Annotated in this window: 20 protein-coding genes; 4 read left to right on the top strand and 16 right to left on the bottom strand. The window is 72.9% G+C overall.

The window, feature by feature from the left end; translation table 11 throughout:
* Nucleotides 1-7 precede the first annotated feature (7 nt).
* From IF17_RS0130720 to IF17_RS0130670, 11 genes are all read right to left on the bottom strand, one after another.
* Nucleotides 8-715 carry a glycosyltransferase family 2 protein gene (locus tag IF17_RS0130720; RefSeq protein ID WP_030572973.1) on the bottom strand — a complete coding sequence of 236 codons (708 nt, stop codon included), beginning with the start codon at nucleotides 713-715 and terminating at the stop codon, nucleotides 8-10.
* Nucleotides 712-1,338, bottom strand: a complete 627-nt coding sequence (locus tag IF17_RS0130715; protein ID WP_030572970.1) for a class I SAM-dependent methyltransferase — start codon at nucleotides 1,336-1,338, stop codon at nucleotides 712-714. Before IF17_RS0130715 ends, IF17_RS0130720 begins: the two co-directional genes overlap by 4 nt.
* Nucleotides 1,335-2,108 (bottom strand): PIG-L deacetylase family protein, encoded by a 774-nt coding sequence (locus IF17_RS0130710; protein ID WP_030572968.1) that lies wholly within the window; start codon nucleotides 2,106-2,108, stop codon nucleotides 1,335-1,337. The genes IF17_RS0130715 and IF17_RS0130710 overlap by 4 nt, the downstream gene beginning before the upstream one ends.
* Complete coding sequence (locus IF17_RS0130705; protein WP_030572966.1) at nucleotides 2,105-3,154, bottom strand: acyl-CoA dehydrogenase family protein; 1,050 nt, start codon at nucleotides 3,152-3,154, stop codon at nucleotides 2,105-2,107. The genes IF17_RS0130710 and IF17_RS0130705 overlap by 4 nt, the downstream gene beginning before the upstream one ends.
* A gap of 184 nt (nucleotides 3,155-3,338) precedes the next feature.
* Nucleotides 3,339-4,694, bottom strand: a complete 1,356-nt coding sequence (locus IF17_RS0130700) for a PP2C family protein-serine/threonine phosphatase (protein ID WP_030572964.1) — start codon at nucleotides 4,692-4,694, stop codon at nucleotides 3,339-3,341.
* Nucleotides 4,695-4,747: 53 nt separating this feature from the next.
* Nucleotides 4,748-5,152: an SHOCT domain-containing protein gene (locus IF17_RS0130695; RefSeq protein WP_030572961.1), complete on the bottom strand. Its 405-nt coding sequence runs from the start codon at nucleotides 5,150-5,152 to the stop codon at nucleotides 4,748-4,750.
* An 88-nt stretch (nucleotides 5,153-5,240) separates the two neighbouring features.
* Nucleotides 5,241-5,756, bottom strand: coding sequence for a nucleotide triphosphate diphosphatase NUDT15 (locus IF17_RS0130690; RefSeq protein WP_030572958.1), 516 nt, complete (start codon nucleotides 5,754-5,756; stop codon nucleotides 5,241-5,243).
* Between the two features lie 84 nt (nucleotides 5,757-5,840).
* Complete coding sequence (locus IF17_RS0130685; RefSeq protein ID WP_030572956.1) at nucleotides 5,841-6,740, bottom strand: NAD(+)/NADH kinase; 900 nt, start codon at nucleotides 6,738-6,740, stop codon at nucleotides 5,841-5,843.
* Nucleotides 6,737-7,750 (bottom strand): SPFH domain-containing protein, encoded by a 1,014-nt coding sequence (locus IF17_RS0130680; RefSeq protein ID WP_030572954.1) that lies wholly within the window; start codon nucleotides 7,748-7,750, stop codon nucleotides 6,737-6,739. Before IF17_RS0130680 ends, IF17_RS0130685 begins: the two co-directional genes overlap by 4 nt.
* Before the next feature lie 59 nt (nucleotides 7,751-7,809).
* The gene (locus tag IF17_RS0130675) at nucleotides 7,810-8,607 is read right to left on the bottom strand and encodes an SDR family oxidoreductase (protein WP_030572951.1); all 798 of its coding nucleotides are present in this window, start codon (nucleotides 8,605-8,607) and stop codon (nucleotides 7,810-7,812) included.
* Nucleotides 8,608-8,824: 217 nt separating this feature from the next.
* Nucleotides 8,825-9,454: a TetR/AcrR family transcriptional regulator gene (locus IF17_RS0130670; protein WP_030572949.1), complete on the bottom strand. Its 630-nt coding sequence runs from the start codon at nucleotides 9,452-9,454 to the stop codon at nucleotides 8,825-8,827.
* A gap of 159 nt (nucleotides 9,455-9,613) precedes the next feature.
* Here IF17_RS0130670 and IF17_RS0130665 point away from each other — a divergent pair, with 159 nt between their 5' ends.
* Both IF17_RS0130665 and IF17_RS0130660 read left to right on the top strand, forming a co-directional pair.
* A complete protein-coding gene (locus tag IF17_RS0130665) occupies nucleotides 9,614-10,543 on the top strand; it encodes a phosphatase PAP2 family protein (protein WP_030572947.1) in 930 nt (309 codons plus the stop codon).
* Complete coding sequence (locus tag IF17_RS0130660; RefSeq protein ID WP_030572944.1) at nucleotides 10,540-11,562, top strand: DMT family protein; 1,023 nt, start codon at nucleotides 10,540-10,542, stop codon at nucleotides 11,560-11,562. Before IF17_RS0130665 ends, IF17_RS0130660 begins: the two co-directional genes overlap by 4 nt.
* A 3-nt stretch (nucleotides 11,563-11,565) precedes the next feature.
* On the opposite strand, the gene IF17_RS0130655 is transcribed toward IF17_RS0130660, so the two are convergent.
* On the bottom strand, nucleotides 11,566-12,096 hold the full coding sequence (locus IF17_RS0130655; RefSeq protein WP_030572940.1) for a PadR family transcriptional regulator: 531 nt from the start codon (nucleotides 12,094-12,096) through the stop codon (nucleotides 11,566-11,568).
* 75 nt (nucleotides 12,097-12,171) lie between these two features.
* Entirely contained in the window at nucleotides 12,172-14,187 is a 2,016-nt protein-coding gene (locus tag IF17_RS0130650) for an NADPH-dependent 2,4-dienoyl-CoA reductase (protein WP_030572937.1), read from the bottom strand.
* A gap of 246 nt (nucleotides 14,188-14,433) precedes the next feature.
* On the opposite strand from IF17_RS0130650, the gene IF17_RS0130645 reads away from it, so the two are divergent.
* Nucleotides 14,434-14,964, top strand: a complete 531-nt coding sequence (locus IF17_RS0130645; RefSeq protein WP_030572933.1) for a DoxX family protein — start codon at nucleotides 14,434-14,436, stop codon at nucleotides 14,962-14,964.
* Nucleotides 14,961-15,413, top strand: a complete 453-nt coding sequence (locus tag IF17_RS01000000136760) for a DUF7144 family membrane protein (protein ID WP_018513172.1) — start codon at nucleotides 14,961-14,963, stop codon at nucleotides 15,411-15,413. The genes IF17_RS0130645 and IF17_RS01000000136760 overlap by 4 nt, the downstream gene beginning before the upstream one ends.
* Here the strand turns inward: IF17_RS01000000136760 and IF17_RS0130635 are convergent.
* The 3 genes from IF17_RS0130635 to IF17_RS0130625 all read right to left on the bottom strand — a co-directional run bounded on the left by IF17_RS0130635 (nucleotide 15,377) and on the right by IF17_RS0130625 (nucleotide 18,957).
* Entirely contained in the window at nucleotides 15,377-17,527 is a 2,151-nt protein-coding gene (locus tag IF17_RS0130635; RefSeq protein ID WP_032772845.1) for an MMPL family transporter, read from the bottom strand. The two genes, IF17_RS01000000136760 and IF17_RS0130635, sit on opposite strands and share 37 nt — an antisense overlap.
* Nucleotides 17,528-17,755: 228 nt before the next feature.
* Complete coding sequence (locus IF17_RS0130630) at nucleotides 17,756-18,271, bottom strand: MarR family winged helix-turn-helix transcriptional regulator (protein WP_030572927.1); 516 nt, start codon at nucleotides 18,269-18,271, stop codon at nucleotides 17,756-17,758.
* Nucleotides 18,272-18,378: 107 nt separating this feature from the next.
* A complete protein-coding gene (locus tag IF17_RS0130625; protein WP_030572924.1) occupies nucleotides 18,379-18,957 on the bottom strand; it encodes a fasciclin domain-containing protein in 579 nt (192 codons plus the stop codon).
* Nucleotides 18,958-19,477 lie beyond the last annotated feature (520 nt).

The raw sequence follows: 19,477 nt of genomic DNA, 5'->3' as shown, positions 1-19,477 counted from the left end.
CCGCCCCTCACGCCTCAGCGGGGCGGGGCATCGCAGCCAGATAGTCGCCGAAGCCACCGTGGGCGCGTGCCTGGAGGCGGGGCGAGGTCAGGACGGGACAGTGGGCGCTGCGCAACACCCGGTGGCCCCGGCGTTCGAGGGCCTCGACCAGGGCGTGGTCCTCGCCGGTGGCCAGGGAGGGGAAGCCGCCGACATCCCGGTAGGCGGCGGTGGCGACCCCGAGGTTGGCGCCGTGGACGTGCGGGTGCGCCCAGGGGGTTCCGGCGGGTGGCCGGGTGGCCTCGTAACGGATCCGGTGGGGCGTGGCCAGCGGTGAGGTGGACGGCAGGACGACGGTCCCGACCACCGCTTGCCAGCCTTCGCGGGCCCTGGCCAGCTGGTGGGCCAGCCAGTTGGGCGGGACCACGCTGTCCGCGTCGGTCGTCGCGATCCAGGTGACGGGCGCGGTGGATTCGGCCCGGGCCAGGGCGTGGCGGACGCCTGCGGCCCTGGCCCGGCCCGGGTTGCGGAAGGCGGCGTCGACCACGAGCGCTCCGGCGTCGCGGGCCACCGCCGACGTACGGTCCCGGCAGCCGTCCGCCACCACGACGGTCAGGACCCGCGTCGCGGCGAGAGCGGGATGGCGGGCCGCCCTGCCGATCGCGGTGAGCGCCGCCGGCAGCAACGCCTCCTCGTCGTGGGCGGGGACGACCACGGCGACACTCCCGGCGCTCACACCAGTCCCTCGCGGGCTGCGACCCCGGCGGGCCGTTCGCCGTTCGCGGTGGTCCGCCTGTGGACCTGGAGGACGAAGTCCTCCTCACGGTGGTCGGCGAGCAGGACGAGGCCCGGCAGGTCGGCGACGCGTCGCGCGATCCCGGCGCCGGTGGTCAGATGCTCCTCCACCGGATGGTTCCAGTGGACGGTGACCAGGGTGCCTTCCGGCTCCAGGGACGACACCGTCCTCTCCAGCACCGAGTCGAGCGTCATCTCGTCCAGGTAGTAGAGGAGTTCGGAGAGGACGATCAGGTCGAAGGAGCCCTCGGGCCACTCCTCGGGCAGCAGCATGCGGTGCACCGACACGTTGGGGAGAGCAGCGGTGCGCCGCCGTGCGGTCCCGACGGCGGACTCCACCCGGTCGCAGGCGAGCACGGTGTCGCAGCGGTCCGCCAGCCGGCGGGTGAGTTCCCCGACGGAGCAGCCGGGTTCGAACGCCCGGCGGTAGCGCGGCAGCGGCAGGGCCGCGACGGTCAGGTCGTACTTGCGGCGCTCGTACCACCGCTCGGTCAGGCTCCAGGGGTCCTCCGCGGAGCCGTACATGGCGTCGAAGTACGTGGCCGGTGTGCGCGGGCGGCTCATACGAAGACCACCTCCCAGCCGCGCAGATGGTGCGTCAGCTCCTCCGGAGGCAGTACGGCCGCGTCCTGCGGCGCGGGGCCGAGCGGCCGGATCTGCGTGGCGAACCGGCTGACGGCGGCCCGCTTGAGGACCTGCGCCGCCGACGGCAGGACGATCCGGGCGGCCCGCTCCCACGGGACCCTGCTGTCGCCGGGTTCGGCCCAGTGCCACATCCAGACCGGATACAGCGCGCACGGCACGGCCGTCGCCCGGGCGGCGGCCAGGGCGGCGCGGCCGGCCGCCTCGTGGTCGCTGTGCACGTCCTCGGTCCACGGCGCCAGGCAGAGTGCCGCACCGGGCAGCAGGGCGGTCAGTTCGCGGGCGAGTACGTCCTCGTGATCGCCCACGCCCGTGTCCGGCAGTCTCAGCCGTACGATCTCGGCCCCGGCCGCACCCAGCTCGGCCAGCGCCTCCTCCAGCTCCCGGGCCCGCAGCTCGGCGAGCTCGGCGGGGGAGAGGACGAGCGAGTCCGGGTGGGAGCCCTCGCCGTCGGTGACCGACACCACAGTCACGGCGAGACCGGCCGCCACCAGCCGGGCGATGGTGCCGCCCACGCCCAGCACCTCGTCGTCGGGATGGGCGGCGACCACCACCACCCGCCCCTCCTCCGGCAGCGCGTAGTCCGGGAGCCGGTCCCAGCCGTGCCACGCACGCCAGAGCGCCTCGTCGGTACCCGGGGCCTGGATCGCATCCGCGTGGCCCTCGGGGCTCCGGCCCTCCACCGTGCTCATCGGCTCTCCTGCGGTCCGCGTGCGACCAGCCCGCCCAGAGCCGCCAGGTCCCGTTCCGCGTGGTGCTGGCGCACGTAGACGCCCAGGTCGGTCACGGCCCGGGCGTGCCGCTCGTCATGGCACAGCGGCCCCGCGCCGGTCGCCCGGCCCACGTGGTCCAGGACCTCGGAGCACACCTCCGCCACCAGGGCCCGCACCCGCAGCGCACGCAGCCCGGCCGTCCCCGCCTTGTCGAGCGGGTCGAGGTCGATCTCCTCGGCCGCCCGGCGCAGCACCGTACCGGCCGTGTACAGCCGCAGGTCCACCGCGCCGGCGTGGGCATCGGTGAACGGGTCGGCGCGCTGCTCCGCCCGGGTGAACAGCACGCGGGCCACCGCCTGCGCCCCGCCGTACCAGCACGCGGCCACGCCGACCCCGCCGTGGTGGAAGCCGGGGCGGCGGACGTAGGCCTCCACCCCGCCGACCGGGGTGGCCGGGACGTCGGTGAAGCGGATGTCGGGGCTGTCGCTGCCGGCCATGCCGATGGCCCGCCAGGTGCCGGGGACCGGCGCGCATCCCGTGCCCGCCTCGTCTTCGGGGATGCCGGTACGGACGGCGAAGAGCCGCCGGCCGTCCTCCGCCGTGGCGGTGACCAGGGCGTGGGTGCAGCTGTGGGCTCCGGAGCAGTACTGCTTGAGACCGTTGAGCACCCAGCCGTCCGGGCCGCGGGTCGCGGTCAGCCCGGAGCCCGGCGGTTCGGCGGCCCACACCCCCCAGTACTGGCCGGGTGCCACCGGATCGCCGTCCAGCTCGGCCAGGATCGCCACGGCGTCGAGGTGGCCCTCCGCCAGCCGGGCGGCGCACAGGTCGTCCTCCGCCACCGCGGACAGCACATCGAACCGGGCGGAGGTCCGGCCACCGCCCGGCAACGGCGCCTCGACGGTGCCTGCCGTCACGGCGTCGACGAACCGGGTGAACCGGTCCGCCGCACGGCGGACCGCGAGGGCGGCCGAACCTCCGCCGTCGGAGGTCTCGACGCCCGTCCGCAGGGGGATCGCATCATGCATCGGCGGCACTCCTTGCTCCATCGCTCACCGGCCATCGGCCGCCAGGGGCCCACCGCCCCTCGAGAAGTCGGGGGCCGGGGGGTGCGCTTCCACGATCACCCTTTCCGGCGGCCCGCGCTTCTGGGTGCCCCTGGATCGCGGCGCCACACCTGATGGCGGTGGTGGACCTCCCGGAATCCGGCGGTCAGGAGGACGGAGGTACCCGCAGGGCGAGCAGGGCGGTGTCGTCGCTGGCCCAGCCGTCGTGGTGGTCGGCCAGGGCCGCGCCGATGCCCTTCACGGTCGCTTCCGCGTCCAGACCGCGCGTGCCGGACAGTGCGGCGGCGAGCTCGGTGTCGCCGAACACCTGCTGCCGCTCGCCGGACGGTGTGCCGGGGCGGGGGCGTGCCTCGCAGGCGCCGTCGGTGTAGAGCAGCAGCAGATCGCCGGGGCCCAGCCGGAAGCGGACGTCGACGAGCCTGACGTGCTCCACGACCCCGAGGAGGGTCCCGGGGGTGCCGACCTGCTGCACGCGTCCGTCGGCCCGGCGGATGAGGGCGGGCGGGTGCCCGGCGAGGCTGACGCGGCCCGCGAGTCCGCCCGGGGTGAGGCGGAAGGCGGTGTAGACGGCCGTCAGGAACCGGGGCGCGCGCTGGGCGAGCATCGCGGTGTTCAGCCCGCCCAGCAGGGCTGCCGGTGAGAGGACCCGCGAGGCGTCGGCCCGCACGGTGTAGCGCGCCATGGCGGTGACCTTGGCGGCTTCCACGCCCTTGCCGCACACATCGCCGAGTACGGCGGCGTACGAGGACCCCCGGGTGGCGAACAGGTCGTAGAAGTCGCCGCCCACCTCGACCCCGGAACCGCCGCTGGCCGATGCCGGATGGTAGGAGGCGGCCACCTCCAGGCCGGGGATGGGGTGGAGGGACGGCGGGAGGAGCCCCTGCTGGAGGGAGTGCGCGAGATCGGCGGAGAGCCGGTGGGCCTGCCGGGCCGCCTCCAGCGACTGGCGCAGGTGGATCTCGGCGGAGACCGAGCGGGCCAGGGTCTCCAGCGTCGTCAGGTCGGCGGCCGACCAGGTCCGGGGGGAGTCGTCGATGACGCAGAAGCTCCCCAGCACCTCGCCGCCGGGCGCCAGCAGCGGAAAGCCCGCCCAGGCGCCGATGTGCATCGGCCCGACCGAAGGGTGGTCGCGGGTCCGGGGGTCGCTCGCCGCGTCGTCCACGATGAAGGGATCACCGGCCAGCCCGACCAGGAAGTAGCAGAAGCTCTCCCGTACGGGGTTCTGGCGGGCGGTGATCGCCGTGGCGTCCACCCCTACGCACGACTTCCAGAAGGAGCGGTCCTCGTCGACCAGGGTCACGAAGGCCCGGCCGGAGCCGGTCACCCGCGCCGCCAGTGAGGCGAGGTCCTCGAAGACCTCCTCGGGACCGGTGTCCAGCAGCCCGGTCCCGGCCACCGCCGCCAGCCGGGCCGGGTCCGACAGGGCAGCCGGAAGGCCGTCCGCGCGGGTGCCCGCGCGGAAATCCAGACCTGTCGCCACTGGGTTGCCCACTTTCCTCATGCCATTGCTCCACAAGGAAACCACGCTCCCGGAGAGATGAGCCGGGTGCCTCCTCAGGCCAGGAGCTTCGCCTTGGCCCGCTCGTACTCCTCCGCGTTGAGCGCGCCCTTGTCCTTCAGCTCGGCGAGCTTCGTCAGATCGCTCACATGACTGGTGGAGCCGGAGGAGCCCTCACTGCTCGCGGCCTCCCTCACGTAACTCCGGAAGGCCGCCTCCGAATCCTTGACCGCCTTGGCGTCGCGCTCGTGCATGCTGCGGCCGCGGACGATCAGGTAGATCAGCACGCCCAGGTAGGGCAGCAGGATGACGAAGATCAGCCAGCCCGCCTTGGCCCAGCCGTTCAGCGTGTGGTCGCGGAAGAGGTCCGTGATCACTTTGAACAGCAGGAAGAACCACATGACCCAGAGGAACAGGTACAGCATGGTCAGGAAGAGGTTCAGAAGCGGGTAATCGTCCATGGGACCAACTCCGTTCGCGTGGATGGTCCCTCATTCATACGCTTGGTCCCTTTTCTTCGCATCTGTAGTCAAATCATCAGGGAACTGATCAGCGCTGCTCTCCGGCCCCCGTGATCCGCAGGAGGTGGGCGGGCGGATGGGTGAGGCCGAGGTCCGGGCGCCAGGCCGCGAGGATCTGGGCCGACGGGTCGAACAGTGGCGTCGGCAGCCCCTCGGGGGCGGTCCACCGCCACGCCCTGATCAGGTGCGGCTCGGTGACCTCGGGGATGCCGGAGTGCAGGCGTACGAGGGCCGCCATGCTGATCCGGTTGATGCCGCCGATCACGTCGTGGAGCATCGCGAAGACGTCCACCGCGCTCTCCTCCACGGTGAGACCGGTCTCCTCGCGCAGCTCACGGGCGGCGGCCGCCGCGACCGACTCGTGCGTCGGGTCGACCTTGCCGCCGGGCAGCTCCCACGTACCGCTGTGGTGCCGGCCCAGGAGTACACGTCCCTGTCCGTCCTCGACGATCACCCCGACCCCGAGGGCCGCCTGCGCCGTGGGCGGGCGGCTGTTGCGGGAGGGGCCGGTGCCGGAGCGGGGGTCGGTGGTCTCGGTGGCCATGGTGCTGGATCTCCGCTCTCCGGGGGCCTCTTACGGGCCGGTGGGTTCCGGAACACCGTAACGACTGCGAGGTCCTGGTCCTGCTCAGACCACCAGCCGCAGCGCCGTCGCCGAGATGCCCAGCCGTACGCTCTGCCCCCAGGTCAGCTCCAGCGCGTCCGACTCCATCCCGTCCCCGAAGACGACGATCCGGTCCGACTCCACGGTGAGCCGCAGGCCTTGTCCCCGGTTCAGTTCGCCGGAGACCAGGGACGTGCCGGTGGCGGGGGAGGGCCAGGCCTCGCGGACGAACCAGAGGAGCCGGGGGTCGCTCGGCGCGGGCAGCGGGGTGGTGCTGCCACGCTCCAGCCAGAGCGAGCGCAGCCAGCCGGTGGCGCCCGTGCCCGTGCCGACGAGGACCCCGGAGGAGGCCTGGGCCTCGCCGGGGGCCGGATCGCCGTCGGGGCCCAGGCGGTAGCGGGCCGTCTGGTGGCCCGGCGGGCCCAGGTAGATCTCGTTGAGCGCGACCAGCCGCTGGGTGTCGTCGGCGACCGCCTCGACCATGGTCAGCGCGTCGACGGTGGATCCGGTGGCCGTGGCCGCGCGCAGCAGGGCGGCCGCGTCGGCGCAACGGTGGCGGACCAGGACCCCGGGGTTGCGCCCGGGGTCGGTGTCGATGCCCACCACCGGCTGGCCGGACAGGTACTTCGCGGCGTTGGCGACCAGCCCGTCCTGGCCGACCACGACCACCACGTCCTCCGGCGCGAACAGGAACCGGTCCAGGTCCGCCCGCTCCACCCGGGTGGAGCGCCAGGTGAGCGGCACGGCGGCCGCCACGTCCCGTAGGGCCTGTTGCGTACGTTCATGGCGGCGGGCCACCTCGTCGATCGAGCGGCCCCGGCTGGAGAGGAAGAACGCGGCCTGCCCGTGCGTCCCGTGCCGGGCGAGCAGCTCCTCGTACTCGGTACGCCGGTGCACGAGCACCGCCCGTGGCGCCAGGCTCACGCTCCCGCCCCGCCGTCCGCGCGGCCGAGCTTGGCGAGGAGCCCGGTGAGGATGTCGGGGGAGAGGGTGAGGCTCTCGATGCGCGGCACGTTCTCCGCGAGCCGGGTCGCCGCCAGGGCGTGCAGTGTGGCCGGGTCGACCTCGCCGTGCACCCGCAGCCAGGCGGCCTGGGCCTCGGCGCGCGCCGAACCCGTCTCGCGCGCCGCCTCGGCCTCCGCCCGGGCCAGGCGCACCTTGCGGGAGGCCTCCGCCTCCGTCCGTACGCCGTCGGCCGCGGCCTTCTCCTCGGCCTCCCGGCGTGCGTTGGTGCCGCGCTGGTCGACCAGCTGCTCCTCGCGCCGGGCCAGTTCGATCTGGCTGGCCAGCTCGTTCTCGGCGATGGTCCGCTCGCGCTCGACGGCCACGGCCCGCCGTTCGTAGGTGGCCCGGTCGGCCTCCTGCTGGATCTGCTCGCGCGCCGGGGTGCGCAGGGCGCGCTCGACCTCGGCCTCGGGGCGGATCGCGACGACGCGCACGGCGACCACGTCGATCCCGGTGGCGGGGAGCCTCGGCTCGGCGGCGAGTCCCGAGGCGACCCGTTCGCGTACGGACGCGACCCCGTCCACCAACGCCTGTGCGAGCGGGGTGCGGGCCAGGACGTCCAGCGTGTGCTGCTGCGCGGTCTCGGTGAGCAGGGTGGCGATCTGCTCCAGCGGTGCGCTGCGCCAGCTCCCGGTGTCGGGGTCCACGGAGAAGTCCAGCCGGTCGGCCGCCAGCGCCGGGTCGCTGACCCGGTAGGTGACGGTGGCCTGCACGGTGACGTCCTGGAAGTCCGCCGTACGGGCGTGGAACGCCATGGCCAGCTCCCGGTCGTCGACCGGTACCTCGGAGAGCGCCGCCGACAGCGACCGGTACCAGAAGCTGAGCCCCCGCCCGTCGTGGACGAGTTCGCCGCGCTTGTGGTGGCGGATGTGCGCGGTGGGCGCGGAGCGCAGATGGCGCCAGCCGAAGCGCCGGGTGATGTCGGCCATGGGGTCCCCCTCGAACTTGATGTCGTCATGAAGACGATAAGAGGGGATGGGGTAAATAGTCAAGGTGACGAGAAGGGGGGTCGGGGGGCTCGGCGGGCCAGGTCTCTGGCGGGGATCTCGCCGCCGCCGTGCACGGCCAGGTCGGCGCCGTTGACGTACGAGGCGTGCGGGCCGGCCAGCCAGAGGCAGGCGTGGGCCACATCCGCCGGAACCGCCAGCCGCCCCATGGGGACGATGCCCGCCACCGCCGCCCCGTCGTCCTCCCCGTACGGCTCGGTGGCGCTCGCGGTGCGGATGGGGCCGGCCGTGATGTGGTTCACCCGGACCTTCGGTGCCCACTCCAGGGCCAGGGCCCGGCTGAGGCCGAGCAGGCCCGCCTTCGCCGCCGAGTAGGCGGCGGTGCCCGGCTGCGGGTCCTGGGCGGAGACGCTGCCGATGTTGATCACGCAGCCGCCCTCCGGCTGTTCCCGCATGACGAGGTTGGCGGCCTGGGCGACGTAGAAGGGGGCGAGGAGGTTGAGGGCGACGACCTTCTCGACGAAGCGGGGGGAGACGGTGGCCGCGTCGGCGTCGGGGGAGCCGCCCGCGTTGTTGACGAGGATGTCGAGCCGGCCGAATTGTTCGGCTGTCGCGGCCACCAGCCGGGCCGCCGCCGCCGGATCCCGGACGTCCGTGGAGTGGAAGGCGGCGGGCTGCCCGCCCGACGACGGCAGCGTGGTGGGCGCGGTGCGGCCGCAGACCATGACCTCGGCGCCCGCGGCGAGGAAGGCCTCTGCGATGACGGCGCCGACGCCCTGGGTGCCGCCGGTGACGATGGCCACCCGTCCGGTGAAGTCGATCGGATTGCCCAGCTCCATGGTCCGCCTCCCGTGTGCGAGGACCTCCCGTGTGCGTGGACGCGGAATCTACCAATCGCTTGTTGGGTACGATAGAGGGCTCCGGGTGCCTGGAAACACGGGCGGCCGGTGAGCTCCGAAGAGTTCACCGGCCGGCCGGGCGTTGCGCCGCCCCCGTCCCCACGGTGCGGCGCCGGGTGGATCGTCCCCATCCGCTGGGACGGACGGTCCACGTCTGTCAGGACTCCTGCGTGCCCGCCGTGAGTCCGAGTCCGGGCAGGATCGCCTTCTCGACGAACCTGGTGAGGTACGCCGCGTCCGCGTACCGCCCCTCCAGCAGCGGTCGCGCGCGCATCACGCCCAGCAGCTGTGCCGCGACGTACTCCGCCCCCGGCAGGTCCGCCGCGATCTCGCCGCGCGCCTGGGCCCGCCGGACCATCGCGTCGATCGCCGCGATCTCCGGCAGGATCAGCGCCTCGCGCAGGGCGCACAGCAGCTCGGGGGTCTGGAGCGCTGCATGGCTGAGCGCGTGCATCAGCGGGGTGTCGCGCCCCGAGGCCTCGCCGATCGCCCGGGCCGCCTCCAAAAGGTCCCCGGCGAGCGTTCCGGTGTCGATGTCCGGGAGCCGCATCCGCCGGGTGCCGTGCAGTGCGGCGACGACCAGCTCCGGCTTCGAGCCCCACTGCCGGTACAGCGTCGACTTGCCGCAGCGGGTACGGGCGGCGACGCCCTCCATGGTCAGTGACTCGTAGCCGCCCTCCCGCACCAGGTCCAGCACCGCCGTGTAGAGCTCCTGCGCCCGCTCCGGTGTGATCTTCGACCGGCGGGAAGCGAGGGCTGACTCCGGTACGGAATCGGGCGACGGCATGGACGGTTCCTCCTGCGGCGGTGCGGCGAGGCTCTCGATACGCCAGTGTACCGATACGCGCGAGTACCGATACGCCAACGTATCGGTACACTGGCGTATCGATTCGGCATGGGTTCGCCATGCCGTCATGACACCGCTTCGCATCCAAGGGGGCACCGGGTGACGTACGCCCGCACCGAGCCCACGGACCAGGAGCCGGACATACGTGCCCGACCGCCCCTCGTCCGCGAGTTCCTTCTCGTGGCCGGACTCTTCCTGGCCTACAAGTTCGGCCGCCGAGCAGCCAACGGCCATGTCGAGGAGGCGTTCCGCAACGCCGGGAACGTCTGGGACCTCGAACGGGCCCTGCGCCTCCCGGGTGAGGGTGCCGTCCAGGGCGTACTGCTGCACAGCCAGACGTTGATCCACGCGGCGAACACCTACTACGCCACCGTGCACTTCCCCGCCACGGTCCTCTTCCTGGTCTGGCTCTACTGGCGCCGCCCGCTCCACTACCTCTGGTCACGGCGCATCCTCGCCGTGCTCACCGGAGGAGCCCTGGTGCTCCACCTCCTCTTCCCGCTCGCCCCGCCCCGGATGCTCCCGGCCGCCGGACTGGTCGACACCGGCCAGGTCTACGGGCCGACGGTGTACGGGGCGACGCCCGCGACCGACACGATGGCGAACCAGTTCGCCGCGATGCCCTCGCTGCACGTCGGCTGGGCCGTGATGGTGGCCGTCGGGCTGATCGTCGCCACCCGCTCCCGGTGGCGCTGGCTGTGGCTGCTGCACCCGGCGATCACCCTGCTCGTCGTCGTGGGCACCGCCAACCACTACTGGCTGGACGCGATCGTCGTCGTGGCGCTGCTGGCGGTGGCACTCGCCGCGCTGCGCCTGCCGCGCGCGGCCAGGAACGTACCGGCGCACCTGCCGTGGGCGGCTGGTGACGGGGCGGTGCCCGGCGGGGGTGCGCACGTACCGGCGTACGCCGTCCCGGGTGCGGAGGCGGCAGCGGATTCGTACGCCGTCGGCGCCGCGCACCCCGCACGCACCCCAGCCGGCCCCGCGCACCCCGCACGCACCCCCGCCGGGGCCGGAGCCGGCCGATGAACGCCACGCTGATCGCCGTCGCGCTCTCCCTCGTCTCCGCCGGCGCCTACGCGGCCGCCGCCGTCGCCCAGTCCCGGCTGGCCGGGCGTACCGAGCCCTCCACCGGGGTGCTGCGCCTGCTCGGCCGGGGCGCCTGGTGGTCGGCGGTCGGCCTCAACGCCGGGGGCGCGCTGCTCCATGTCGCGGCGCTCAACTACGGCCCGCTCACCCTGGTCCAGCCGCTCGGCGCGCTCACGCTCGTCGCCGCCGTCCCGCTCGGGGCGCGCGCGGCGGGCCGCCGGGTCGGGCGCGTCGAGTGGCGGGGCACGGTCCTCACCCTGCTCGGCCTCGGCGCCCTGCTCCTGACGGCGGGCGGCTCCGCCCCGCACGAGACCCTCACCCTGCCCGAGGCCCTCGGCGTCGGCGCCGCCACCATGGCGGTCGTCGCCGGGCTCAGCAGGCCGGGGGCCCGTCCGGGGCTGCGGCACGCGGCGGCCTCGGGCATCACTTCGGGCGTCGCCTCCGCGCTCACCCAGACCCTCACGGTCGCCGTCACAGACCACTCCGGCGGCCCGCTGTTCAGCTGGCGGCTGCTGACGGTGGCGCTGCTCGTCTCCGCCTTCGCGATGGGCGGCCTGCTGCTGTCCCAGACCGCCTACCGGGGCGGCCTCGGCGCACCGCTCGCCGTCGTCACCCTGGCCAACCCGGTCGCCGCCGCCGCGATCGGCCTGGCCCTCCTCGGCGAACGCCTCCAGGGCGGGCCGGTGAGCCTGGTCCTGGCGCTGCTCGGTACGGCGGCCGCCGTACGCGGGGTGATCCTGCTGAGCCGGGCCCAGGCGGACGGCGGTACAGATCGCGGCGAGGCGGCCGCGGCGCCCGGGCCGGTGGCGGATCCGCTTCCGGGCCGGGTCGTCATCGGCAGCCCCCGGCGCGCGGAGAGTCCGCCGCTGGGCGCGGAACCCCTCGCCGTACGGGCGGAACCTCTGGCCGTACGGGCGGAACCTCTGGCCGTACGGGCGGGAGCACGACCCCACCCGTAGCGGTCAGTCGTCCAGGTCGCTGATGGCGCGGGTCAGCCAGCTGATCCAGAACGTCTCCAGGTCGATTCCGCCCCGCAGCACCAGATGGCGCAGCCGGTCCGCATCGCCCTCGGGCGCGGGGGTGAAGTCCCGCTCCTCGATCTCCCGGTACTCCGCCAACTGCCGCTCGTGCAGCGCGAGATGGCGGCGCAGCTCCGTCCCCATCCCGTTCACGCCGACGACCGCCGCCGCCCGCATCCGCAGGAGCAGCGGATCGCGGACCGGGCGCGGGTCCTCGGGGAGCGCCACCCAGGCCGCCAGCTCCTCGCGGCCGGCGGGCAGCACCTCGTACTCCTTCTTCTGCCCCCGGGCGGGAGCCGCCGTCGGCAGCGCCCTGATCCGTCCCGCCTGCTCCAGTTTTCCCAGCTCGCGATAGATCTGCTGGTGCGTGGACGACCAGAAGTAGCCGATCGACCGGTCGAACCTGCGGGTCAGCTCCAGGCCCGAGGACGGCTTCTCCAGCAGAGCGGTGAGAATCGCGTGCGGCAGTGACATGACGTGCATCCTAAGGACGGGTGTTCACGGCGACGGCCGAAGGGCCGACGGCCAAAGGGCCGACGGCCGACGGGTCTACAGTGCCGCCGCCAGCTCCGTGCCCTGGCGGATCGCCCGCTTCGCGTCCAGTTCGGCCGCCACGTCCGCGCCGCCGATCAGGTGGACCGGGCCGCCCGCCGCGCGCAGCTCCTCGTACAGCTCCCGGCGCGGCTCCTGGCCGGCGCAGAGCACCACGGTGTCCACGGCCAGCACCCGCCGCTCGCCGTCGACGGTGAGGTGGAGGCCCTCGTCGTCGATCAGGTCGTAGGACGCGCCCGCGATCATCTCGACGCCCCGGTGGCGCAGTTCGGTGCGGTGGATCCAGCCCGTCGTCTTGCCGAGACCCGCGCCGACCTTGGTGGTCTTGCGCTGGACGAGGTGGACGGTACGGGGCGTCTTCGGGCGCTCGGGGGCGCGCAGGCCGCCGCGCTCCTGGTAGGCCGTGTCCACGCCCCACTGCCGGAAGAAGGTGTCCGCGTCCAGGCTCGCCGCGTCGCCGCCGTCCGTGAGGAACTCCGCGACGTCGAAGCCGATGCCGCCCGCGCCCACGATCGCGACCCGGTCGCCGACCGGAGCGCCGTCGCGCAGGACGTCCAGGTAGCTGACGACGTTCGGGTGGTCCGTGCCGGGGATCGCCGGGGTACGCGGCTCGACGCCGGTGGCGAGCACGATCTCGTCGAAGCCGTCCAGCGTCCCGGCGTCCGCCCGGGTGGACAGGCGCAGCTCGACGTCCAGCTCCGCCAGCCGCGTACGGAAGTAGCGCAGCGTCTCGTTGAACTCTTCCTTGCCCGGCACCCGGCGCGCCACGTTCAGCTGGCCGCCGATCTCGTCCGCCGTGTCGAACAGCGTCACCGCGTGACCCCGCTCGGCCGCCGTGACCGAGCACGCCAGACCCGCCGGACCGGCACCGACCACGGCGACGCGTTTACGGGTCCGGGTCGGGCTCAGGACCAGCTCGGTCTCGTGGCAGGCGCGCGGATTGACCAGGCAGGAGGTGATCTGGAGGCTGAAGATGTGGTCCAGGCAGGCCTGGTTGCAGCCGATGCAGGTGTTGATCGCGTCCGCGCGGCCGGCTGCCGCCTTGGCGACGAACTCCGGGTCGGCGAGGAAGGGCCGCGCCATCGAGACCATGTCCGCCCGGCCCGAGGCGAGGACCTCCTCGGCGACCTCGGGGGTGTTGATGCGGTTGCTCGTCACCAGCGGTACGGAGACGGCGCCGCGCACCCGCTCGGTCACCCAGGTGAAGGCGGCGCGCGGCACGGAGGTGGCGATGGTGGGGATGCGCGCCTCGTGCCAGCCGATGCCGGTGTTGATGATCGTCGCGCCCGCCGCCTCGATCTCCTTCGCCAGCGTCACGACCTCCTCCAGCGTCGAGCCGCCCGGCACCAGGTCCAGCATGGAGAGCCGGTAGATCAGGATGAAGTCGGTGCCGACCCGCTCGCGGACCCGGCGCACGATCTCGACGGGGAACCGGATGCGGTTCTCGTAACTGCCGCCCCAGCGGTCGGTGCGGTGGTTGGTGGCGGAGACGATGAACTCGTTGATCAGGTAGCCCTCGGAGCCCATGATCTCGACGCCGTCGTACCCGGCGAGCCGAGCCAGCTCCGCCGCCCGGACGAACTCCTCGATGGTCTCCTCGACCTGCTCGCCGGTGAGGGCGTTCGGGGTGAACCCGCTGATGGGGGCCTTGAGCGCGCTCGGTGCCACCAGGTCCGGGTGGTGCGCGTACCGGCCGAAGTGGAGGATCTGCATCGCGATCCGGCCGCCCGCCGCGTGCACCGCCGAGGTGATCTCCCTGTGCTGCTCCGCCTCCGCCTCGGTCGTCATCTTGGCGCCGCCGCGGAAGGAGCAGGCCCGCTCGCTGGGGGCGATGCCGCCGGTGACCATCAGGCCGACGCCGCCCCGGGCGCGCTCCGCGTAGAAGGCCGCCATCCGCTCGAAGCCGCGCTCGGCCTCCTCCAGGCCGATGTGCATCGAGCCCATGAGCACCCGGTTGGGGAGGGTGGTGAACCCGAGGTCCAGCGGGCTCAGCAAGGTCGGGTACAGGCTCATCCGGGTCTCCTCCGCACGGGGTCGTCGCGTCAGTTGTAGACCACCGCGAGCCGCTTATGCAACAAGTTGCACAATGATCTGCGTCGCATGCCCGGCCGCCGACTGCCCCCGACTGCGCCCCGCCCGACCTCCGCCAGGCCTTGCGGCGCCGGGCCCGTGCCCCGTACGGCGTACTCGGCCGGGCCCGTCCGGCACCGGCCGACGAGAGTGGGACCCACAGCGAAACCCCTCACCCCGGGAGTTCCCATGGTCTGCGTCAACCGGCGTGATCTCGGCCTGCTCGCCCTGCGCGTCGGCACCGGCGCGGTGCTCGCCGCCCACGGCAGCCAGAAGCTGGCCGGCTGGTTCGGCGGCGGAGGCATCCAGGGCACCACGGCAGCGATGGAGGCGATGGGCTTCCATCCGCCCAAGCACAGCGCCGTGGCCGCCGGGCTCGGTGAGGCGGGCGGCGGGGTGCTGCTGGCCCTCGGGCTCGCCACCCCCGCCGCCGGGGCCGCGGCCGCCGGGGCGATGGCCGGCGCGGTCGCCGTGCACGCCCCGGCGGGCTTCTTCGCCCAGGGCGGCGGCTACGAGTACCCGGCGTTCCTCGGCTTCACCGCCGCCGCCATCGGCCTGACCGGCCCCGGCCGCTACTCCGTGGACCACGTCACCTGCCACATCTTCGACCGGCCCTGGATGGTCGCCCTCGCCTTCGCGGGCAGCGCGGCCGCGGCCGTCGCCGTGGTCGGCAAACGGGCCAAGGGCCGGTCCGACGAGCCGCAGGAGGCGGGCCGATGAGCGCGGACCCGCGTCTCTACGACGGTTCCGCCGGCCCTCCTCCCGCGCCCGACCCGGACAGCGCCTGGGTCACCGGAGGCGTGCTGTTCGCCGGGGTGCTGATGCTCTGCCAGGGCGTCGTCGCGGCCCTGCAGGGCATCGCGGCCCTCGGCGACAGCGACGTCTACGGCACCGTCGGCGACTACCTCTACCGGTTCAGCCTCACCAGCTGGGGCTGGATCCACCTGGTGCTCGGCGTCTGTGCGGCGATCACCGGAGCCGGGCTCCTCAAGGGCGCCGGGTGGGCCCGGGTGGCCGGCATCCTGTTCGCCTCCCTCGCCCTGTTCGCGCAGTTCCTCTTCCTGCCTTACGCGCCGGTCTGGTCGGTGCTCATGATCGGGGTGGACATCTTCGTGATCTGGGCGCTGAGCGCCTACCGGCCCCCGGCCGCCGAAGTCGTCCCGCGCTGACCGTCCGTGCCGGCCGTCCCGTGCTCACCGCCGGCGCCCTCGCGGCTCAGCGCACCCGGCCACCAGGCCTTCGGCCCGATGTCCCTCACCAGCGCCGGGACGAGGAGCGAGCGGACGACCAGGGTGTCCAGCAGGACACCGAAGGCGACGATGAAGGCGATCTGGACGAGGAACGCCAGCGGGATGACGCCCAGGGCGGCGAAGGTGGCCGCCAGGACGACACCGGCCGACGTGATGACCCCGCCGGTCGTGGTCAGCCCGCGCAGGATGCCCTCCCGGGTGCCGTGCCGCAGGGACTCCTCGCGGACCCGGGACATCAGGAAGATGTTGTAGTCGACGCCGAGGGCGACCAGGAACACGAACCCGTACAGCGGCACCGAGGAATCCGTACCGCTGAAGCCGAACACATGGGTGAAGACCAGTGACGAGATCCCCAGCGTGGCCAGGAAGTTCAGCGCGACCGTCGTCACCAGCAGCACCGGCATCAGCAGCGACCGCAGCAGGAAGACCAGGATCACCAGGATGATCGCCAGCACCACCGGCACGATCAGCATGCGGTCTTCCTCGGCCGTGCGCTGGGTGTCGTACTGCTGGGCCGTGTAGCCGCCGACCAGGGCGTCCGAACCCGGCACCGCGTGCACTGCCTCGCGCAGGGCGGCGACCGTCTCCTTGGCGGCGTCGCTGTCGGCCGCGGCCTTCAGGGTCGCGTCGATCCGGACCTTGCCGTCGACGACCAGCGGTTCGCCGCCGGGGCGCCCGCCCTCGCTCACCGGCGCGACCGAGGCCACCCCGTCCGTACGGGTCGCGGCCTCGCTCACCTCGGGCAGCTTGTCGGCCGACGCGATGATGACCGCCGGGTTGCCGGAGCCGCCGGGGAAGTGCTCGCCCAGCGTCTCCTGGGCGGCCACGGACGGGGCGTCGTTGACGAAGATCTCGTCGAGCGGCACGCCCTTGGAGGTGAGCGTGGGGGCGAAGGCGGCACAGGCGATCAGGACGGCGAGGGTGATCGCCCAGACCTTGCGGGGAGCCCGGTCGACCAGGGCTGCGACCCTGCTCCAGATGCCGTGGCCGCCGGTCCCGTCCTCGGCCGGCTTGGGCTTCGCGGGCCAGTACGCCCTGCGGCCCAGCAGCACCAGGGCGGCGGGGAGGAAGGTGAGGGCGCTCAGGACCGAGCAGACGATGCCGATCGCGCCGACCGGACCGAGCGCCCGGTTGTTGGTGAGGTCGCTGAGCAGCAGGGCGAGCAGGCCCACGGCCACCGTCGCGGCGCTGGCCGTGATCGGCCCGAACGACTCCCGCAGCGCGACCCTCATCGCGGCGAGCCGGTCGCCCTGGACCGCGAGTTCCTCCCGGAACCGGGCGGTGAGCAGCAGCGCGTAGTCCGTCGCGGCGCCGATCACCAGGATCGACAGGATGCCCTGCACCTGGCCGTCCACCCGCACGATGTCGTGGTCGGCGAGCACATAGACGATCGCACAGGCCAGCCCCAGGGCGAACACCGAACCCAGGATGATGAGGAAGGGGAGCAGCACACTCCGGTACACGAGCAGCAGGATCACCAGCACGGTGATCAGCGCCACCCCGAGGAGCAGCCCGTCGATGCCCGCGAAGGCGTCGGACAGGTCGGCCTGGCTCGCGGCAGGTCCCGCCAGCTGCACCGTCGCGTCCGGCACTTCGGCGCCGGCCTTCTTGACCTCCTCCAGCACCGTCGGCAGCTCGTCCCCGAGGTCGGGGCTCAGCTGCACGATGCCCTGGAGCGCGAGTCCGTCCTCGGAGGGCAGCGCGGGGGAGGCCTGTCCGACGACCCCCTCGGTGCCCGCGAGCGAGGCGAGTGCGCCGGTGGCGGCTTCCCGCTGTGCATCGCTCACCGGGGTTCCCGCGCCCTTCGACGTCCATACGAGGATGGCCGGGAGGGTCTCGTTCTGCTGGAACGCCTTCTGCGCGTCGATGACTTGAGTGGATTCGGCGTTCTGGGGCAGGAAGGACGCCTGGTCGTTGGTAGCGACCTCGCCGAGCTTGCCGGCGTACGGACCGAGCCCGCCGCCGATACCGAGCCAGGCGATCAGCAGGACGACAGGGATCAGCCAGCGGGCCGACCGTGCAGGGGTGAACATGCCTCTCCCGGGGTGCGAGGAGTACCTCAACGATGAACAATCTCAATCATTGAAATACATTAGCGGAGCGCTCGTGGGGAGAGTCGGCCAGGGTTCCTTCGAGGGCCCGAGGGGCCGGTCGGGGAGCGTACGGGGAGAGCTTCGGCGGGCCATCCCCTCATGGATGCACCCGGCGGCGGAAAATCTCAGCGACGCGCCGGAGGGAGCCGGGCGGCACGCCGGAAGGGCTCAGCGGCGCGGTGCGGGAGCCTCGGACAGCTCCTCGTTCATCGCCGCGAGGAAGCGCAGGACGGTCGTGAGCTCCGCCTCGCTGAAGCGTGCCCTCGCGCGCTCGGTGGCCTCGGCGAGCGGCATGAAGTAGTCACGGGCGGCCATCCGGGCGCTCGCCTCGTAGTGGACGTGCACCACCCGCCGGTCGCTGCTCTCCCGGGCCCGCCGGACGTGTCCGGCCCGCTCCAGGCGGTCGAGGCAGGCGGTCACCGCGCCCGAGGTGAGCCCCAGGTGCTCGCGCAGCGCGCCCGGTGTGAGAGGGGCGGGGGCGTCGAGGATCGCCGCCAGGGCGGTCACGTCCGTGGGGTGAAGCTGCTGGTGCGCGGCGAAGCCGTGGGTCATCCGGTTGATCTCGCCGTTCATCCGGCGGAGCTCGACCGCGAACGCCTGGAGACCGGCGGCGGGTCCGGGGTACGGGGCCGCGGCGGAGTCCGAGGCGCTGCTCCGGTTCTGTCGGCTGTCGGCGCTGGTCACGTACTCAGCGTATAGAACGGGCGGTCGTGGCCGGTGCCCGGACCGTCACTCGGTCCGGGCACCGGCCATGACGCGCGGGCACCGTCACGACGGCGGCCCGGCCTCGGTCACGACGTCGGCATGAGCACCGTGTCGACCAGGTTGACCGTGGCGTTCGCCGTCGGCACATTGCCGCAGACGATCTTCGAGGAGTCGTTCACCGTGAAGTCGGTACCGGACCCCTTCACCGTGAGATCGGTGCCCTGCAGGGTCTTGTAGGTACCGTCCTCCAGCTGCTTCGTCGTCAGCTTCTCGCCCACCACGTGGTACGTCAGCACCTTGGTGAGCTCCTCCTTGTCGTTGAGGAGTGCGTTGAGGTCGGCCTGCGGGATCTTCTCGAAGGCGGCGTTCGTCGGTGCGAACACCGTGATGTTCTCGGCGTTGTTGAGCGTGTCCACCAGGCCGGCCTTCTGTACGGCGCTGACCAGCGTGGAGAGTTCGGGGTTGTTGGAGGCGGCGGTGGCGACCGGATCCTTCGCCATGCCTTCCAGGCTGCCCGCGCCTTCCTTCGGGACGGAGGCACAGGCCGGACCGAACGGTTCCGCCGGAGCCTCTGCTTGCGCCTGCGGCGCGAAGAACGCCATGGAGGCGGGGAAGGCGAGAGCGGCGGCGGCCGCGGCGGTGCGCTGCAGACGGGTGATGGTCATGATGTCTCCTCCGGCGGGTGGGGTGAGATATTCACGCCGTACGGCCATAAGGGGCCGTAGAACCAGTAGCCCATAGAAGAAGTTCCGGGTCAAATGCAGAGCCCTGGAGAGGGAAATGGGCGAGCGATTCCGCAAGGCCGGGAAAGTGCTGCGAGAAACCATCGAGGGGAGGGCCGACTGTGCCGCCCTGGCGCCCAGCACTCCGTCCCACGTGCGGTTATGGCCAGTTTCGATGCAGAAGCGACGCGACAGGACCAGCAGGGCGACATGCTGCACGGTAGTCATGGGAATGGTCTCGGCCGTGAGGAGAAGGAATTCACCGTCCGTTACCGGAAGTCGCTGATCGGTCGACCGTAAGCCGCCCGTGAGGGAAATTATTCGTGCATTTATCGGAGAGTGTGCGGATGCATTTCTCTGCGCGGAGCGCATTTCGTGAACGGGCCCTCGAAGCGGCGTCCACGGATCTGATCCCGCAGCCCCGCCCCGTACCGGCAGGAGTTGATCCCCCGGACCGGGGCAA

Source organism: Streptomyces cyaneofuscatus, from assembly GCF_000718135.1.
Taxonomy (GTDB): domain Bacteria; phylum Actinomycetota; class Actinomycetes; order Streptomycetales; family Streptomycetaceae; genus Streptomyces; species Streptomyces cyaneofuscatus.
Note: the sequence above shows the minus strand (reverse complement) of the source record. Positions and strands in the feature narration are given on the sequence as shown.

Excerpts from the sequence above, each read along its gene's own strand:
- IF17_RS0130715 (WP_030572970.1), bottom strand. The coding sequence starts at position 1,338 with ATGAGCCGCCCGCGCACACCGGCCACGTACTTCGACGCCATGTACGGC.
- IF17_RS0130660 (WP_030572944.1), top strand. The coding sequence starts at position 10,540 with ATGAACGCCACGCTGATCGCCGTCGCGCTCTCCCTCGTCTCCGCCGGC.
- IF17_RS0130705 (WP_030572966.1), bottom strand. The coding sequence starts at position 3,154 with ATGCATGATGCGATCCCCCTGCGGACGGGCGTCGAGACCTCCGACGGC.
- IF17_RS0130655 (WP_030572940.1), bottom strand. The coding sequence starts at position 12,096 with ATGTCACTGCCGCACGCGATTCTCACCGCTCTGCTGGAGAAGCCGTCC.
- IF17_RS0130635 (WP_032772845.1), bottom strand. The coding sequence starts at position 17,527 with ATGTTCACCCCTGCACGGTCGGCCCGCTGGCTGATCCCTGTCGTCCTG.
- IF17_RS0130710 (WP_030572968.1), bottom strand. The coding sequence starts at position 2,108 with ATGAGCACGGTGGAGGGCCGGAGCCCCGAGGGCCACGCGGATGCGATC.
- IF17_RS01000000136760 (WP_018513172.1), top strand. The coding sequence starts at position 14,961 with ATGAGCGCGGACCCGCGTCTCTACGACGGTTCCGCCGGCCCTCCTCCC.
- IF17_RS0130695 (WP_030572961.1), bottom strand. The coding sequence starts at position 5,152 with ATGGACGATTACCCGCTTCTGAACCTCTTCCTGACCATGCTGTACCTG.
- IF17_RS0130700 (WP_030572964.1), bottom strand. The coding sequence starts at position 4,694 with ATGAGGAAAGTGGGCAACCCAGTGGCGACAGGTCTGGATTTCCGCGCG.
- IF17_RS0130690 (WP_030572958.1), bottom strand. The coding sequence starts at position 5,756 with ATGGCCACCGAGACCACCGACCCCCGCTCCGGCACCGGCCCCTCCCGC.
- IF17_RS0130645 (WP_030572933.1), top strand. The coding sequence starts at position 14,434 with ATGGTCTGCGTCAACCGGCGTGATCTCGGCCTGCTCGCCCTGCGCGTC.
- IF17_RS0130625 (WP_030572924.1), bottom strand. The coding sequence starts at position 18,957 with ATGACCATCACCCGTCTGCAGCGCACCGCCGCGGCCGCCGCCGCTCTC.
- IF17_RS0130650 (WP_030572937.1), bottom strand. The coding sequence starts at position 14,187 with ATGAGCCTGTACCCGACCTTGCTGAGCCCGCTGGACCTCGGGTTCACC.
- IF17_RS0130670 (WP_030572949.1), bottom strand. The coding sequence starts at position 9,454 with ATGCCGTCGCCCGATTCCGTACCGGAGTCAGCCCTCGCTTCCCGCCGG.
- IF17_RS0130675 (WP_030572951.1), bottom strand. The coding sequence starts at position 8,607 with ATGGAGCTGGGCAATCCGATCGACTTCACCGGACGGGTGGCCATCGTC.
- IF17_RS0130680 (WP_030572954.1), bottom strand. The coding sequence starts at position 7,750 with ATGGCCGACATCACCCGGCGCTTCGGCTGGCGCCATCTGCGCTCCGCG.